This window comes from Candidatus Omnitrophota bacterium (assembly GCA_040755155.1).
Lineage (GTDB): Bacteria > Hinthialibacterota > Hinthialibacteria > Hinthialibacterales > Hinthialibacteraceae > JBFMBP01.
This window is the reverse complement of record JBFMBP010000027.1, coordinates 35095-52161: the sequence shown is the minus strand read 5'-3', so window position 1 is coordinate 52161 and position 17067 is coordinate 35095. Positions and strand designations below refer to the sequence as shown.

At 53.1% G+C, this 17067-nt stretch carries 13 protein-coding genes and 1 tRNA gene; 9 read left to right on the top strand and 5 right to left on the bottom strand.

What is annotated here, in order from left to right; translation table 11 throughout:
* Positions 1-298: 298 nt before the first annotated feature.
* Together AB1656_02790 and AB1656_02785 are read right to left on the bottom strand one after the other, a co-directional pair.
* Positions 299-1837, bottom strand: coding sequence for a type II secretion system protein (locus AB1656_02790; protein ID MEW6234290.1), 1539 nt, complete (start codon positions 1835-1837; stop codon positions 299-301).
* A gap of 26 nt (positions 1838-1863) precedes the next feature.
* Complete coding sequence (locus tag AB1656_02785) at positions 1864-2679, bottom strand: prepilin-type N-terminal cleavage/methylation domain-containing protein (GenBank protein ID MEW6234289.1); 816 nt, start codon at positions 2677-2679, stop codon at positions 1864-1866.
* A gap of 707 nt (positions 2680-3386) precedes the next feature.
* Here AB1656_02785 and AB1656_02780 point away from each other — a divergent pair.
* On the top strand, positions 3387-4118 hold the full coding sequence (locus AB1656_02780; GenBank protein MEW6234288.1) for an SGNH/GDSL hydrolase family protein: 732 nt from the start codon (positions 3387-3389) through the stop codon (positions 4116-4118).
* Positions 4119-4233: 115 nt separating this feature from the next.
* Here AB1656_02780 and AB1656_02775 read toward each other — a convergent pair whose 3' ends face one another.
* Both AB1656_02775 and AB1656_02770 read right to left on the bottom strand, forming a co-directional pair.
* Positions 4234-6078 carry a 6-hydroxymethylpterin diphosphokinase MptE-like protein gene (locus AB1656_02775; GenBank protein MEW6234287.1) on the bottom strand — a complete coding sequence of 615 codons (1845 nt, stop codon included), beginning with the start codon at positions 6076-6078 and terminating at the stop codon, positions 4234-4236.
* Between the two features lie 17 nt (positions 6079-6095).
* Positions 6096-7172: an aldose 1-epimerase family protein gene (locus AB1656_02770; protein ID MEW6234286.1), complete on the bottom strand. Its 1077-nt coding sequence runs from the start codon at positions 7170-7172 to the stop codon at positions 6096-6098.
* A 474-nt stretch (positions 7173-7646) separates the two neighbouring features.
* Here AB1656_02770 and AB1656_02765 point away from each other — a divergent pair, with 474 nt between their 5' ends.
* From AB1656_02765 to AB1656_02735, 7 genes are all read left to right on the top strand, one after another.
* Positions 7647-10292, top strand: coding sequence for a M1 family aminopeptidase (locus AB1656_02765; GenBank protein MEW6234285.1), 2646 nt, complete (start codon positions 7647-7649; stop codon positions 10290-10292).
* An 82-nt stretch (positions 10293-10374) separates the two neighbouring features.
* Positions 10375-10590, top strand: coding sequence for a type II toxin-antitoxin system HicB family antitoxin (locus AB1656_02760; GenBank protein MEW6234284.1), 216 nt, complete (start codon positions 10375-10377; stop codon positions 10588-10590).
* 2 nt (positions 10591-10592) lie between these two features.
* Positions 10593-10814 carry a type II toxin-antitoxin system HicA family toxin gene (locus tag AB1656_02755; GenBank protein MEW6234283.1) on the top strand — a complete coding sequence of 74 codons (222 nt, stop codon included), beginning with the start codon at positions 10593-10595 and terminating at the stop codon, positions 10812-10814.
* 206 nt (positions 10815-11020) lie between these two features.
* Complete coding sequence (gene sucC / locus AB1656_02750; protein MEW6234282.1) at positions 11021-12184, top strand: ADP-forming succinate--CoA ligase subunit beta; 1164 nt, start codon at positions 11021-11023, stop codon at positions 12182-12184.
* A gap of 72 nt (positions 12185-12256) precedes the next feature.
* A complete protein-coding gene (locus tag AB1656_02745) occupies positions 12257-12472 on the top strand; it encodes a type II toxin-antitoxin system HicB family antitoxin (GenBank protein MEW6234281.1) in 216 nt (71 codons plus the stop codon).
* A gap of 169 nt (positions 12473-12641) precedes the next feature.
* Entirely contained in the window at positions 12642-15179 is a 2538-nt protein-coding gene (gene leuS / locus AB1656_02740; protein ID MEW6234280.1) for a leucine--tRNA ligase, read from the top strand.
* A 227-nt stretch (positions 15180-15406) separates the two neighbouring features.
* Positions 15407-15480 (top strand) — tRNA-Val (locus AB1656_02735).
* Between the two features lie 9 nt (positions 15481-15489).
* On the opposite strand, the gene AB1656_02730 is transcribed toward AB1656_02735, so the two are convergent.
* Positions 15490-15642, bottom strand: coding sequence for a hypothetical protein (locus tag AB1656_02730; GenBank protein MEW6234279.1), 153 nt, complete (start codon positions 15640-15642; stop codon positions 15490-15492).
* Between AB1656_02730 and AB1656_02725 the strand changes: the two genes are divergently transcribed.
* Positions 15641-17017 carry a tetratricopeptide repeat protein gene (locus AB1656_02725; protein MEW6234278.1) on the top strand — a complete coding sequence of 459 codons (1377 nt, stop codon included), beginning with the start codon at positions 15641-15643 and terminating at the stop codon, positions 17015-17017. The two genes, AB1656_02730 and AB1656_02725, sit on opposite strands and share 2 nt — an antisense overlap.
* Positions 17018-17067 lie beyond the last annotated feature (50 nt).

The following is a 17067-nucleotide window of genomic DNA, read 5'->3' as shown; positions in this document are numbered from 1 at the left end:
AACCTTCTTTCCTCTCGCCGATCCTTGCGCTTTGCTCGTCGTTCCTCGTCTTGCGTGGATGAGCTGCTTCGTTCGATCCATCCCTAATCAACTTTATTTGTTTAATTCAAGGGCAAAAACAAGCTTGCCCTTGCCACCCATCCATGCCGCCCTGCCACAAGGGATTGGTGGGCTACGCTTCACTTTGAGCCCACCCTACAAGTTAAAATCCCTCACCCTAACCCTCTCCCAGAGGGCGAGGGAATGGATTTGCGCAACATGAGTTCATCATTCATCATTCATCACTCATCATTTCAAATCACTCGCGGGAACTGATTGCCAAACCTCGCGGTTGGCCGCTGGTCATGGTGAAGGATTGGGATGGATTCTCCAGATTGATGAATCCCGTCAATTTGAATTCGAATTTATAGCAGTCTTCATCGATCTCGCCGTCGAAATCGTTATCGATGCCGTCTAGTTTCTCTTCGTCGATTCCCCACGATACCGCGCCATAGGAAATCCGCTGCGTCATACGCCGGTTTCTCTGATCGAGAGTATCGCCTAATTGGTAGGTGGATTGGGGATCGACGCGCGCCTTGGCGGAATCTCCATCGTTATCCTCGCCATCGCCTCCCCAGGAGATGACGATATCCACTCTGCGCCAATTCGGAAGCGGCGCCGCGATGCAATCTTCGTCCACCAATCCGTCAGACTGGGGCAATCCGGCGTAGTTCTTCAAGTAGGTCATCCCCTGCCGCCGATTGGACGCGATCGGGTAATCCAAATCCAAGCCGTCCGGCAATTCTTCATCGACCAGGCCATCGCCGTCGTTGTCGATGCCATCCCCCAAATCCGGCGAGCCGTCTCCGTTGACGTCTTCGATTCCATAACGGCCATTGTTGGGAATGCGGCCTACGAAAATCTGCCAGGAATAGCGGCTGAACGGGGCCGGGAATAGGGAAGGGCTGAACGGAAAGCGGGCGTTTTGACAGTCTTCGTCGATCAAACCATCCTTATCGTTATCGAAACCGTCCCAAATCTCTTCGTCGATGCCTTCGTCAATCATTCCATCGCCGTCATTATCGATCCCATCGGCAATGGCGGGCGTTCGCGGATCGTCGTCGTTATCTTCTCCATCGCCATCGTTATCCATTCCGTCTCCCGCCAGCAGAGGCAAAAGAACGTTCGTCCGCGAAATTCTCACCGACGCCAAACGGCAATCCTCGTCGATCAATCCGTCGCCATCGTCGTCTTTTCCGTTGCCAATCTCCTCATCGATATTGGGTTCGGGATCGTAATAATAATCTCCGTCCAACGCGCCGGATCGCAGATGGGCGAACGCCCGCCGCATCATCGTCGAAGAGCGGGAATAGCTGAAACTGTCGCCATTATCGTCCCCTGCGCCGTCGCCGTCGTCGTCGATTCCATTGGGCGGATTCGTCCGCAATCCCGCGCCGTCCTTTTCCGGCAGTCCGTCGAAATCCACGTCCGGCTTGCCGTTGTTGTTCAGATCGTAAGGATTGTTCCGCACCCGCCCCCTGTCGGCGTTGAACATCTCGTTATTGGTATCGTCGTCGTATCCGTTGCCCGGCATGGGAATCAATACGGAACTGGCGCCGGGCAGCAGTGGGAAATTGATGGGATCGCTCTTCATCCCCTCGAAAAGGTCCTGCGCCAGCAGCGTCGCCTGCGTCAAATCCTCCGCCCGGCGGGCCGCCTCAATGCCGTAAGGAAACACCTTCACGATCGACAACAGCCCCAAGCCCAAAATGGCGGCGGCGATGATGACTTCCAGCAATGTAAATCCTTCGTTCCTTTTCGCCCGATTCAGGCCAGGAATCGATTGTTTTATATTCATGACGTCCTCCCGGCTCCGCCGCCCGCTTATTTCGTTTCTTCCGGTTCGTCGAGCGGCCACGGATTCATCACGGCGAAATCGTAAAATCGCGTCTTTCCCGTCAATCGGACCACTTCCACCGTTTGGATTTTATACCGTTCGTTCTGGTCGTCGCCACCATCGAACAAAATGGCGGCGGAACCCGCCTGGCTCAACGCCCATTCGTAATCCCCGCTTTCTCCTTCGATGGCAAACGTTTCGTTGTCGCGGGTCAGGTGAATGACGGGCGCGATTTCGTTGTAATTCGTTTCCGCTTCTTTTCCTTGAAAATACACTTTGCTCACCGCGCCGCGGGGATTGAATTCGATATAGAAAATTTCCGCATTGCCGCCGTCGCCCGGTATCAGGCCGTCCACATCCGCGATGGACACTCCATCCGGAAGCGAATCGGGATCGCCGATCTCGTAGGCGTTGGGCACCGTAGAGGCGCTGGCCCGCTTCAATGGATTCTCGCATTGCGCCGGATCGCTGAAAAGATATTCCTGGCAGACTTTTCCTTCGATCCAGATCGTCGCCCGCCGGGTACGCCAATTTTTCGACTCTGTGTCGAACGCGCCTGCATCGATGGCCACCCGCCGGATCTGGCGTATGGCGATGGCCATCTGCCGCGCCTGCTGCAATTTCGCATTGATATACGATACGGCGGAATCGACGCGGCTTTGGTTCAATTGCTTCACGTATCCCACCGAGCCGATCGCCGCCAGGATGCCGATAATCCCGATCACGATCAGGATTTCCACCATCGTAAATCCTGAGGCCAATCGGCGATTCGCATCGCGTCCGGTTAGTCTTTGATCTTTCATGATGGCCGCCTTGTATTCCCTTTTCTGCCAGCGGATAACCGCTTGGAAGAAATTTCTTGTTTTTCCATTAACCATCGGCGCGGGATCGCATTTTCGCCTTTATTACGTACTTACAATATCGCGGCTCGAAAAAACGAGCGTATTTTAACTTTTCATCGCGAAATCGCATCGCCCGCACAGGCGAACTCGATGCGCATCCATCACGTCTCTAAAGTTTTGGGATTGTAACGTTCCCTGTTTTCATATGGCGAATTAACGTATTCCGGGCGCAATTCAACAACATAGGAGAAGAAGTTATCAGGTTTACATCATAACATCGCGCCCGCCGTCTCGTAACTCCCGCCAGCCGATCGAAATAAGAATGGCCGCGAGCCTACGCCGTTGCAGGGGTCCAACGACAAATAGCACAAGAATAACAACTTAGAAACGCATCTGCCTGCTTTCGAACATCATTATATCATGACGATTCAAAAACGTCACACAAAATGTTACATGATCCCATCAATCATGTCCCCCCCAGCGCCCTCCCGCCCTTTTTATCTCCTGCGTTTTCTTTTCCCCGAATTCATTACTCGTCATTTCCCAAGACGGGCGGCAAGGGCAGAGTTTTCCGCCCTTGAACAATCCATTGCCTAATCATCATATTCTGTTTTATACTCATCCTCGAAATGCGTTTATCGAAAAAAAAACGGCGAGGTGATGAAAGAATGAATTCCAACTATCTGTTATTATTGTTCTTAGGCATAGGCGCCCTGGCGTGGGGAGCGGCGGCGCAAATGAATGGCTTCCTGTTGAAAGACGGCGATTCCATCGTCTTTCTGGGCGACAGCATCACGCAGGCGGGCGGCGGTCCGGAAGGCTACGTCACGCTTTTTAAATTATTTTGCGACGTGAACGGTTACGAAGTCAAAACCGTCAACGCGGGAATCAGCGGCCATAAATCCAACCAAATGCTCGAACGCCTGCAAAAAGACGTTCTCGACCATAAGCCAACCTGGGTCAGCATCTCCTGCGGAGTCAACGACGTATGGCATCAATTCAATCCACAACTCCAAGGCGTTCTCCTGCCCGATTACAAGAAAAACATGATCGAAATGATCGACCGCTGTCAAAAAGCGGGGGCCAAAGTACTCCTCCTCACCGCTACTCCCATCTTAGAAAACCACACAAGCAAGGAAAACGAAACCCTGCGCCCCTATAACGAATTTCTACGCCAATTGGCTAAAGAGAAAAAGATCGTCCTATGCGATTTGAATAAAATTTTCGAGGATTGGTATCGAAAGAAACTGGACCAAGAAAACCTAATGACTACCGACGGAGTCCACATGAATCCAAGAGGCAACCGCGTTATGGCCGCATCCATAGCCAAAGCCCTAGGCGCCAAGCCCCGCGAAATCAACCAAGCCCAACAACGCTGGGAACTGGTTAATAATATGTGATTTAAGGTTTTTGCTGAATCAACGTATCCTCCATCAAATTTCAATCTTTACTCACCAATTCAATGAGGGAGGCCAAGGGCGTAAAACTTCGCCCTTGGCCGCCATTCATCATTCATCACTCCTCATTCATCACTATTTTCATCGCTTCCCGAACCATCGGCGCATAAACTTTACCCGCCATTTCGATTTCCGTAAAATACCACCGGCATCGCGCAATGGCTTCTTGTTCGGCTAACGATTCCCATCTCCAAAAACCGGGATGAGCGGCTTCCACCATGATCCTTTCCAAGGCGCTCTGCAACTCTTGGTAGAGGCGATAATCCTTTTCAATTTCAATTCGAAATGAAGGAATGGATGAGAGATCGTTCTTATGTAAACATTCCAACGCTTGCCGGGCGGTTTCGCCGCAATGTTCGATATGATCGGCGATGGCGGAGAGGCAGCGGCGGATAGCGGCGGCATCGCGTTGAGGTCTAGGAAGAGCGTATAAAACGGAATCGTCGATAGGTTGGATGCAATAACGATCCAACGCTTGCGCCAGCGTCATGATCTCCATCCCGGCGATCTTCGCCCCTCCTTCCGAAGCGTCGACGCAATGAACTCCCGATTGGGCGATCAACGATTCCAATAACCTCAATGCTTCGTAGAACGTGGACGTCGTTGGATATAGCGCGCCGTCGATTCCTTCCACTTCGATAGCCTCCACAGCGTCGCAAGCTTCGCCGCGCCGATAGAATAAACTTCCATCCTGCGGTGAATAATTCGTCTCCGAAACCAAGGCGGAACCGGAGGCGTGCGACGAGCCTTCCCCAACGGCGAAGCAAAGATCGAGGCCAACGAAAATAATCGGTTCGCAGCCCATGCAAACGGCGAGATTGAACGCCGCCAACGCCACGTTCGTACTCAGCGGCAAGAGATCGTCCGGCGTTAGTTCCAATCCTTTAATATGCGAATGCAACGCATGATTGCGGTTGGGCATCATAAGAAAGGCGCCGGGAAACATCGCCGGAATCGCGGGATCGATCTGGGGATCGAAGGCGAGGACGGGCGGATGCGATAAATCGACGCCTTGAAAATGGAGCAGATTGCGCTCCGTCGGGTCTTTAGTAACCACGATCTGGCAAGAGACGCCTCTCTGCTGCAATATGCTCAAGCTGGTATCGACGGCGAACAGCCAGGCTTTGCCTTGCGCCGACGGCAAAAGAGCGATGTTGCGGTCTAACGACGGTCCGGCGGCGATAATGACGGCGGGCTGCTTACGCGCCAGGTTCTTCACGTCGCGGGGCAGCCAGCTGCGGGCGGCGGCGGGCAGGTTGCGGATGATGTTGCGCTGGCAGAGGCCGCCCATCTCCGCCATGTGCCGCAGCATCACTTCCTTGGCGTACATAAGCCGCTGCATTTCCCCTCGCAGCGTATGCAAGAATTCCGGCGGGTAGATATCCGCGAATGGCGCAGAGATAACATAAAAACCGCCGGTGAGAATAAATTCCATTTGGCGCAGCAGCGCCTGATAAAGAGCGCCGCCTGATTCGCCAAGAACGATTTCTACTCGCGCCGCTTGAGCCAGCGGGCGCAGATCGGCGCATTGCAGCGAATGGAGAAACAGCGCAAGCTCCGGCTCGGCGATGACGACGGCCTGCATCTCCCCCCCATGCAAGCGCATCCATTCTAAGGCGTGATAACCCAATCCCCAGCCTAGAAACAGTACGACGGAATCCTGGCAAGCCGGCAATCCCGCCGCCCAGCGCCGCGCTTCGTTGACGGGATCGTAGCGGCTGTGCAAAAACCGCGGGCGGCCGCATCCCGTAACGCAGGCTGTAGCCGCTCCGCTTTTGCTTTCATGAAATTCGATGGAAAGCGAACCTTCTGGAATCGCGCCCGCCGCAATTTTTGAGCATAAATCCGGACATAATCGAGAGAGAATCTCCCAATTCGCTTTATAGCGGGGTTCACTCATCATTCCGCATTCATCATTCATCATTCCAAAATCGTTTTCTTCGCCGCCTCGATGGCCTTATTATCCGGTAAAACGCTGATTTCGACGAGATAGCGGCGCTCTTCGCCCGACTTCAAAAAGATGAGGGTTTTGTCTTCGCGGTCGTGGGCGCGGCCTTGCACGCTGCAATTGGCCGGTTCCAGCCCGCAGACGTAAGTCCCCGCTCCCATCATTTTCCATTGGGCGAAGCGATGCAGTTCCTTCTTGCGGTAGCGCACGCAAACGCCCAATCCTTGCCCATTGTTAAATTCGGGATTGACCAACGCGGCGCAGCCAAAGCCTTTCTTGTCCGGCTTAATGTCATGGTAATAAACCTTCTCCTTATATCCTGCTTTAGGCGCTTCAAAGCGGTCGTATTCTTCCTTGCCCGCTTCCGCCTCGGCGTCGCGGGGAGTAATGGCGGAATTCGCCAATAGCCGCGTAGTTTCATCGACGACGGGAAAGCCGATGTTGATGTGATAGAGCATCTGGTGCGGCGCAGGCGTAAAGCCTTCGTTGCGCACAAAATCTTCGATGCGGATCGTATGCGATCCCAATTCGATGGAAACAGTGCGGGTGGCAGCGATGTTGGGGCCAAAGAGATTGCACTCGCGGAACTCGCCGGAAATCCACAATCGGCGATTGTTTCCAACCCACTCATCGCCGATCTTCAATTGCCGGGCGGGCAGATGGGAATAACGGCCATGCAGCCCCAGCGCCTCGCCCCGATCGACGCAAGGCGCGCCCGCCCAAGTAAGACCGCACGTCGTCACCAAGCCGCTGAAGAAAGTCCGCAGCCAACCTAAACCTTGCGAATCGAAATAGGCGGGATGGGCTTCGCCCATCGGCGCGTCGAAGGAAAGCGAAGCGCCGCAAAACTTCGCCGAGGCGATATCCAATCCCCGGCTAGGAATGACGTTGAATGTCAACCCGTTGCCCGCGTCGAATTGGACGGCTTCCGTCCCTTCTTCCGGCCCCTCGGCGAAGCGCATCCGCCGAATTCCCCCCGCCTGCCATTTTGCGCCCGTATAGCGGCTCAATTGCTTCTCGTTCCAATTCTTGCCAAACAAATTCGCCACGTTTACTACTCCTTTATTTATCATTCATCACTCATGTTACGCGTGAAGAAAAAATAAAGGCGATATTGGGATCGTCGATTGAATCACGAAAACGCAAAGGGATAATGAAAAACACGAAAAAAATCATGCAATCAAATAAGCATTTGGATCACGCCATTAAAAGGATTCTTTGGTGAAGTCCCAAAAAATCCTTGATATCCGTGATGCAAAAAATTCGTGGAATTCGTGGAATTCGCGCCTTTTCGCGGTTTCGTGATTCGAAAACGCAACGAAAAATAAAACCCAAGCGCTGCGTTGGATCGGCTGCTCCTATCTGCGGGCGAGACGCCCGCGCTCCCAGGCTGCGTAATATGAGATTCATCAATCATCATTCATCATTCATCATTCAAAATAAAGGGACTTACCTCTTTCGCCACCCTTGTGATATGCTGAATTTTCCATTAACGCGATGATGATCTTGTTAAGGAGCGCCAAATGTCAGCACGAAAACTTCTATGGGGAATATCATTTTTCATTTTTATGTTGACGGCCATCGCAGGTTCCGCCGCAGCGGATCGCATTGCCGACGGTTTTCGATTGTTTCCTCCGAAAAAAATCGACGGCGTCTTCAACCGCAGCTATCAGCCGGAACGAACAGTCGATTGCGAGCATCTTACCCTGGAAATTAAGGTTTTCATGAAGGAGATGCGCATCGAAGCGACAGCTAAATATCAATTTCGCCCCCTCTATGATGGCGTTTCCAGCATTCGCTTCGACGCCAAAGATATGAAAATCGAAAAAGTCGAATGCGATGCGCCCGGCTCGATGGATTGGACCTACGCCGATAACGCGCTGCTTATTACCTTCTCCCAATCCCTGCCAATGGATCGCTCTTACAATATGAGCATCGCCTATTCCGCCGCTCCCAAAGAAGGGATGTATTTCAGCGACTCTCAACATGCCGCACCGGTCAATCCCGATCAACTATACACGCTCAACGAACCCAACCAGGCGAAAAATTGGTTTCCCTGCCTCGACTATCCCAACGACCGCATGGTGACGGAAATGATCGCTACGGTTCCCAAAGAATTCGTCACGCTTTCCAACGGTCTTCTCGTAGAATCGAAAGAGGAAGGTGAATGGCGCACGGACGTATGGAAGCAAAAGATTCCTCACGTCGTCTATCTCGTCAGTCTCGTCGTAGGCCATTTCGACATTGTGCGCGACGATTGGAAAGGGATTCCCGTCGAATATTACGTCGAAAAGGGCTTGGCCAAGGACGCCCGCCCCAGCATGGGCAAAACCCCCGCCATGATCGATTTCTTCAGCGATTTTTTCGGCTATCCCTATCCCTATGAAAAATACGCCCAAGCCGCCGTGCGCGACTTCCGCGCCGGAGGCATGGAGCATACTACGGCGACCACGCTGCACGAGTGGACCGTCATGGACGAAGAAGCGCGGCTGGACGCGGATCAAGACGGCCTCATCGCGCACGAATTATCCCATCAATGGTTCGGCGATTTAATAACCTGCAAATCCTGGCCGGAACTATGGCTCAACGAAGGCTTCGCCACCTATTCTGACGCCTTATGGTTTCAACATGCGGAGGGAGAAGACAGGTTTCTTGATGCGATGATGGGGAATATGGTGGAATATATCAACTCCAGCCGCAGTTACACGCGCCCTATCGTCGATAACCGCTTCGCTAATCCCGACGAGATGTTCGACTCCCACTCCTATCCCAAAGGCGCCTGCGTTCTCCACATGTTGCGCAACCAATTAGGCGATGACTTATACCGCAAAATCATGAAACGCTATTTGGAAAAATTCGCTCCCGGCTTAGTGGATACGGACGATTTTTTGGAAACGATTCAAGAAGTCAGCGGCCGGCCTATGGATCGCTTCTTCGAGCAGTGGATTTATACGCCCGGCCATCCCAAAATCAAAGCCTCGCACGAATGGCTGCCCAAATTGAAGCAAGTGCGGGTGCGGCTGCAACAAACGCAGGAAGCGGCGGACGGCGCTCCCGCCTATGCGTTCCCGCTGGAAATCGACGTCGCGACCAAATCGGGAATCCTCCATCATACGGCGGATATCGCCAAGAAAGACGAGACCGTTTCCATCCACTGCCAAGAGCCGCCCATTAGCGTCGATATCAATCCACGGCTCAAAGTGCTTATGGAATTGGCGCATGAGAAATCGCAAGAGATGCTGCTGGAGGAATTGCAAAACGGATCCACCATCGTCATACGCCTGCGCGCCCTGAGCGCCTTGAGCGGCAAGGACGACGAGCGCATCATCGACGCCTTAGCCAAGCGTCTGAACGAGGATTCGTATTGGAAGGTGCAAAGCGAAGCGGCCGAGGTGATCGGACGCTTCCAAACGGAAAAGACGAAAAAGATTCTGCTTGCCGCCTGCCATCATCCCAATCCCAAAGTGCGCCGCACCGTCGTTTCTCAGTTGGGGAAATTTTATAAAGACAAAGACGCTTTCGAAGCCGCAGCGGATCGCTTTAAAAACGATAAAAGCATTTACGTCATTGCGGCGGCGGCCGATTCGCTGCAACGCATCAAATTAGATGGCGTCTATTCCATCCTGCGCCCCGGCCTTGATCGTGAATCGTATCGAGATACGGTTCGTTCTGCTGCCTTGAATGCTTTGATCGAATTGGAAGAGCCGCGCATCTATTCCGAACTCGATAAATTTTCCAAGGATCCTTATTCTCGCGGTATTCGAATGACGGCTATGCGCGGTCTTGGCGAGCTCGCCGAGAAAACGAAGAAAAACGCAAATAAGACGCGGGAAATGCTATTGGAATATCTCCAATCCTCGTCAGACCGCATTCGCAGCGGCGCCATTTCCGGCTTGCAAGCATTGAAAGACGAGAAGGCCATTCCTCACTTGCACCGCGTCGCCAAAGACGACGCCTCGGAATCGCTCCGCAGCCAGGCGGATAACGCAATCAAGGAAATCCGGCGCGAGAAGGGTTCGCAACTCTCGGCGGACAACGCCAAGCGCCTCGACGATCTATTCGATCAGCAAAAGAAATTCGAAACGCGCGTTAAGGAACTGGAAGAAACCGTAAAGCGCTTGGAACAACAAGCGGAGAAAAGCGAAGCGAAAGAGGATTCGAAAAACTAATCGGGAATGATATGATTTTATGCGAGCCGAAGAACAGATTCAAATTCTCGGTTGAGACATACTTTAATCGGGAGAATCCGCAATGATGTTTAACGTTATCTTAGAAAAAGCGGAAGACGGATGGATCGTAGCCGAATGCCCTAGCCTTCCCGGATGCGTTTCTCAGGGAAAGGATGAGAGGGAAGCCCTAGAGAACATCAAGGAAGCGATCGCCGCATGGTTATGGGCGGAAGATCAAAAAGCTATCTCCACCCAATCCAGCAAACCTGGGCAACAACGAGTCCTGGTTTCGGTTTAACGATGGGCCGGTTAAAGAATATTTCAGGGAAAGAAGCCGTGAAAGCTTTTCAGCGGGCGGATTGGGAAGTTAAAGGCCAAGTCGGCAGTCATGTGGTTTTGGTAAAAGAAGGAATACGCGCTAATCTATCTATACCGCAACATATGGAATTATCCATTGGAACTTTACGCGTACTAATTCGCGTTTCCGGTTTGAGCGTAGAGGAATTTTTGGAATTGTTATGAAAGAGATATTTGTCTGAATCCGGATATCCTGGATGAAAGGATAACCAGGATTATTTTTTTTTATCCTGAGAATCCTGAAAAACCTGCCTATCCCGATTCTGACAAATAAGGCTAAAGAAAAGGTATAAAGCGAAGCGCAATCCGTCTTTTAGACTCATCATTCATCACTCATCATTCATCATTTAATATATTTGGGAGAATTTAGGATGAAGATTCACGAATACCAGGCGAAGGAAATTCTACGCAAGTTCGACGTCCCCGTTCCGCGCGGAACGGTCGCCGCCACGCCGGAAGAAGCGGAAAAAATCGCGAGAGACTTGGGTTCCAGCGTCTCCGTTGTCAAAGCCCAGATTCACGCTGGAGGCCGGGGCAAAGGCGGCGGCGTCAAACTGGCCAAATCGCCCGCCGAAGCCGAAGAACTCGCAGGCAAAATCTTGGGCATGAAACTCGTTACTCACCAAACGGGATCCGAAGGCAAAGAAGTTCTAAAAGTTTTGGTGGAAGAGGGGCTGCCCATCAAGAGGGAACTCTACATTGGCATCGTCATCGACCGCGCTTCGGAAGGCGTCGTCGTCATGGCCTCCTCGGAAGGCGGGATGGAGATCGAAGAGGTCGCCGCCCGCTCGCCGGAAAAAATCCTCAAAGCGAAGGTGGATCGCGGCGCGGGCTTCCAAGCGTTTCAAGCGCGCAGCCTGGCCTACGGCATCGGCCTGGAGGGGAAAGAAGCGCTCGCCTGCGCCTCCTTCCTTATGAAATTATACGCGGCGTTCGTCCAATGCGACGCCTCGCTGGCCGAAATCAATCCCCTCGTCGTCACGGAAGACGGCCGCGTGATTGCGTTGGACGCCAAGATCAATCTGGACGACAACGCCCTCTTCCGCCATCAGGATTTTTTGGCGCTGCGCGATCTATCCGAAGAGGAGCCGCTGGAAATCGAGGCGTCCAAATACGACTTGAATTACATTAAACTGGACGGTGAAGTCGGCTGCATGGTCAACGGCGCCGGACTGGCGATGGCGACGATGGATTTGGTTAAACTGGCTGGCTCCATGCCCGCCAATTTCCTCGACGTAGGCGGAACCGCCAGCGTCGAGCGCGTCGCGGCGGCCTTCCGCATTCTCATGTCCGATCCCAACGTCAAAGCGGTGCTGGTCAACATCTTCGGCGGCATCGTGCGCTGCGACCGCGTGGCGGGCGGAATTGTGCAGGCTTTGGAACAAGTGGAAGTAAAAGTCCCCATCGTTATTCGCCTGCGCGGAACCAACGCCGAAGAAGCTAAAGCCATGCTGGAAAAGGCGGATTTCCCCTTCATCGTCGCCAGCGGCCTCGCGGAAGCAGCGAGCAAAGTCGTCGCCGCGCTGCGCAATTGACAGTACTTTTCTTGAGAGCGTCAAGGGCGATATTTTTCCGCCCTTGAACGCTCCAAGCGCGGGAATAGCCGAATGGATAATAAATATGAAATCATCCTATACTGGAGCGAGGATGATCAAGCGTTCATCTCGGAAATTCCCGAATTGCCAGGGTGCATGGCGCATGGATATTCCCACGAAGAGGCTTTAAGGAACATCCATGAAGCGGCCCAACTTTGGATTGATACGGCGTTGGAGTTTGGAGACGCCATTCCGAAACCTAAAGGACGCCGCTTAGTTTTCGCATAACAGCATTGATTGGCTCTGCATATACCTTATGATCCGGCTTAAAATATCTTTTAGAATAGATAGAATCTTCTTCTTTACAAGAATTATTACACTCCATCATTCCCGGCATAATCGAATACAATCCGTTTTATCAACATAAACGTATGTAATTTTACTATCGAGGATCGACATGGCTTCCGTGGAATTAAAAACATCCGTCATCTCCGGCGTCAAGGATGCGCCGGATCATTACCCCTTTACCGATGTCGAGCGCAAATGGCAAACGCGCTGGTTCGAGGAAAAAGCTTTTTCCGCCCCCATGCGCGGCGATAAACAAAAATTCTACTGTCTCGAAATGTTCCCTTATCCTTCCGGCAAATTACACATGGGCCACTTGCGTAACTACTCCATCGGCGACGTCATGGCCCGCTTTTACCGCATGAAGGGATTCCGCATTCTTCACCCGATGGGCTACGACGCCTTCGGCCTGCCAGCGGAAAACGCCGCCATTAAACGCAAAATCCACCCCGCCGAATGGACCTACAACAACATCGGCGAGATGAAAAGACAACAACAGGCGCTCGGCCTCGCCTACGACTGGGACCGCGAAGTCGCCACCTGCCATGAAAAATATTACCAATGGGGGCAATGGCTTTTTCTGAAGTTTTGGGATAAAGGTCTCGTCTATCGCAAGGAAGGCTTGCTCAACTGGTGTCCCTCCTGCCAGACGGTGCTGGCCAACGAGCAGGTAATCAACGGCCTGTGCTGGCGCTGCGATTCCCTCGTCGCGCAAAAATACATGCCCCAATGGTATATCAAGATCACCGATTACGCCGAAGAACTGCTGCGGGATTTGGAAACGCTGACGGAATGGCCTCACAAGGTCAAAGTTATGCAGCATAACTGGATCGGACGCTCCGAAGGCGCCGAGATCGTCTTCCGCGTCTCCGGCGAACCGCTGGCCGGAACCGCCATCCCCGTTTTCACCACTCGCCCCGACACGATTTTCGGCGCAACCTATCTGGTTCTCGCTCCCGAACATCCCCTCGTGGAAAAACTGATCGCCGATACTCCGCAAGAAGCCGCTTGCCGCGCCTTCATCGAAGACGTCGCCCGCATGGACAAAGCCGACCGCACCGACGACGCCGCGCGCAAAGAGGGCGTCTTCACCGGACGCTTCGCCGTCAATCCCGTCAATGAGGAAAAAATCCCCATCTGGATCGCAAATTACGTCTTAGTGGAATACGGAACCGGCGCCATCATGGCCGTCCCCACTCACGACCAGCGCGACTTTCTCTTCGCCAAGGAATACGGCCTGCCCATGCGTCTGGTCATCAAGCCGGAAAACGCCCCCTTCGATTCCGCTGAAGAAATGACGGCGGCCTGGGTGGACGAAGGCGTCATGGTCAATTCCGGCCCCTTCGAAGGAACACCCAACGTAGAAGGGAAAAAAGCGGTTACCGCCTGGATGGAAACCAAGGGCGTCGGCCAGGGAACCGTCAATTACCGCTTGCGCGATTGGGGCATCTCCCGCCAACGCTACTGGGGCATGCCCATCCCATTGATTCATTGCGAGAAATGCGGCCAAGTCGCTGTTCCCTACGATCGGCTGCCCGTCGAACTGCCCACGGACGTGGAAATCACCGGCGAAGGCTCGCCCCTCGAACGGCACGAATCCTTCGTCCATACGGCATGTCCACAATGCGGCGGCGCCGCCCGGCGCGAGACCGATACTATCGATACCTTCTGGGATTCCTCCTGGTATTTTCTGCGCTACATCGATCCCCGCAACGAACAAAAACCCTTCGACACAGCTCTGGCTAACGAGTGGATGCCGGTGGATTTATACATCGGCGGCGTCGAACACGCCGTTCTGCATCTGCTGTATTCCCGCTTCTTCACCAAAGCGCTAAGGGATATAGGACTGCTTTCCTGTTCTGAACCGTTCAAAAAACTCTTGACGCAAGGCATGGTCACCAAGGACGGCTTTAAAATGTCCAAGTCCAAGGGCAACGTCGTCGATCCCGGCCCTATTCTTGAACAATACGGCGCCGATGCCGCCCGCCTCTTCATCCTCTTCGCCTCACCGCCGGAAAGAGACCTCGATTGGAGCGATGAAGGCGTAATCGGAGCTTCCCGCTTTCTTGATCGCGTCTACCGTTTGATTATGCGCTTTTCCCCCGCTTTTCGTTCGGCGCCTGTTTCTTCGGAAGCGCCAAGTGAAGCCGCGCTGCAATTGCGCCGCGCCTGCCACCGCGCCATCGAAGGCGTAGCCGCCGACATCGAACAACGCATAGCTCTCAATACGGCCATCGCCAAGATCATGGAGCTGGTTAATGAAATGTACCGCTTCGTCGGCGAAAGCGGCGTGGCCGCCGCCGATTTCCCCATCTTCCGCGAAGCGGCGGAAACCCTCATTCGCATCCTCTCCCCCTTCGCGCCGCATTTGAGCGACGAATTATGGGAAGCGATGGGCGAAACCGGCTTTGTACAAGATCAATCCTGGCCTGCGTTCGATCCTTCCGTCCTACAGACGGAAACCATCAGCATCGTAGTTCAGGTCAACGGCAAGGTGCGCGGCAAGGTTGAGGTTCCCGCTGAAGCCGACGAGGAAATGGCTTGGCAAGCGGCGAACCAAGACGCCATGATTACCCGCTGGATCGAAGACAAAACGATCAAAAAGCGGATTTACGTCGCCGGAAAACTCTTGAACATCGTCGCCGTGTAGATGTCAGTTTTAGGATAAAGGATGATAGGATGAACGGAATGGCGCGCTTGCGATTATTTAACCGCATTGCGAAATCTCATAGGTAACACTAGCGAGACGACTGTTTTACCCGGGGAATGGACATATCTCTGTGATATCCAAATCACTCATCATTCATCATTCATCACTCATCATTAGTTATTATCGCCTTGACTTCATCCCAACCTGGGCGATAATTAAAACCGAGCGGGCGATTAGCTCAGTTGGTTAGAGCGCCAGTATCACAAACTGGAGGCCACTGGTTCGAATCCAGTATCGCCCATTTTTTCTTTTACCCTTGATAAGGCGCCGCGATCGCCGGAGGGTAATTCGCCAACGGTTCGATTCCAGGGAAATGGCGCCGGTTCGTATTCTTTTCGCAAGAACGCCCTCCCGGAATCCGCTCTCCCGGCAAGCGCAGCCGCATGCGATCAGGCGGTTTCATGGCCAACGCAAACCCCTTCGTACAACATTACAGGCAAGGGATGGAGCTTTACTCCGCCGGCCATTACGAGCAAGCCCTTATTCCCTTAAAAAAAGTCCTCGTCATCCAGCCCGATTATCCCGATGTCTATTACCTCATAGCGCGCATTTACGACGAGATGCAGCGCTCCGCCGACGCGCTTTCCATGTATGAAAAGGTCCTTTCGCTGCTTCCCAACGACCAGGAAGCGCATTGGTCCTATGGCAAAAGCCTGATAAAAGCCGGAGAGGAAACCAAGGGCGTCAAGATCCTCAAAAAAGCCTTAAAAAAGAATCCCAAGGATCCCCGCGTCCGCAACGAATTGGCCAAGTACTACCTACAGGAGCAGAGTCCCAAAAAAGCCCTTTCCCTCCTCGAAGCGGGCATAAAGACGATGCCTCATTACGCCCCATTTTACGCTTCCGCCGGAGATGTTTTGCGAAAATTGAAAAAATTGGCGAAAGCCCAGGAATACTACGAACTGAGCCTGGAACTGGATCCGGAATACGAACCGGCCAAGCGGGGCCTCAACGCCGTCATCCACGCGCTGGAATATCAAGAGGAAGAATCCGCCGAGAAATCCCCCGAAGAAGAAGCCCGCGAAGAGTTGGTGGAAGCGGCCGCTCTTTTTCGCAATGAGCAATACAACGAAGCCATCATGCGCCTGCTGGAACTGAAAGACCGGCCCGGCGTCGAAAGGGACGCCGCCATGCTTCTCGGCATGGCCTTCGCCAAAAAAGGTTTGTTCAAGCGCGCTTACGACGTTTTCTTATCTTTTATGAAAGAACACTCCCCCGATATTCTGGTTTTATACAACCTGGGATTGGCGTCCAATCGAATGGGAAAGTATGAGGAAGCGATGGGTTTCCTGCAGGAAGCGTTGATGCGGGACGACGAATATGAAGAAGCCCTGCTCGAAATGGGAATCGCATGCCAGATGTCCGGCAATGCGGCGGAAGCTCGAGACTATTACGTCCGCGTCTTGAAAATCAACCGGGACAACCCACGGCCTTATGCCCAATTGGCTCAGCTGGCTTATGGCAAAGGCGACAAAGCTAAAACGGCGGAATTCCTTAAGCGCGCGCTGGACCTCGATCCTCGTTGCCCCGACATCGCTCTCGTCAAAGGCATAATTTCTGCGCATGAAGGCAAATGGCAGGCGGCGGAAAAAAACCTGGAACTCAGCTTGGAGCATTCGCCCGATCATTTCGAGGCGCTAAAATACCTTGGACGAGTGCGCATGGAATTGGATAAGCAAGACGAAGCCATCGATTGTCTGCGCTCCGCCGTCGCCCTCAATCCTTCCGATCCGGAATGCAATCGGATTATCGCCGAATTGACGGCAAGACGCGCTTAGCGAATAACGAATGAGAGCCTTGATTTATCCTTTATCATCAGCGGTTCTTG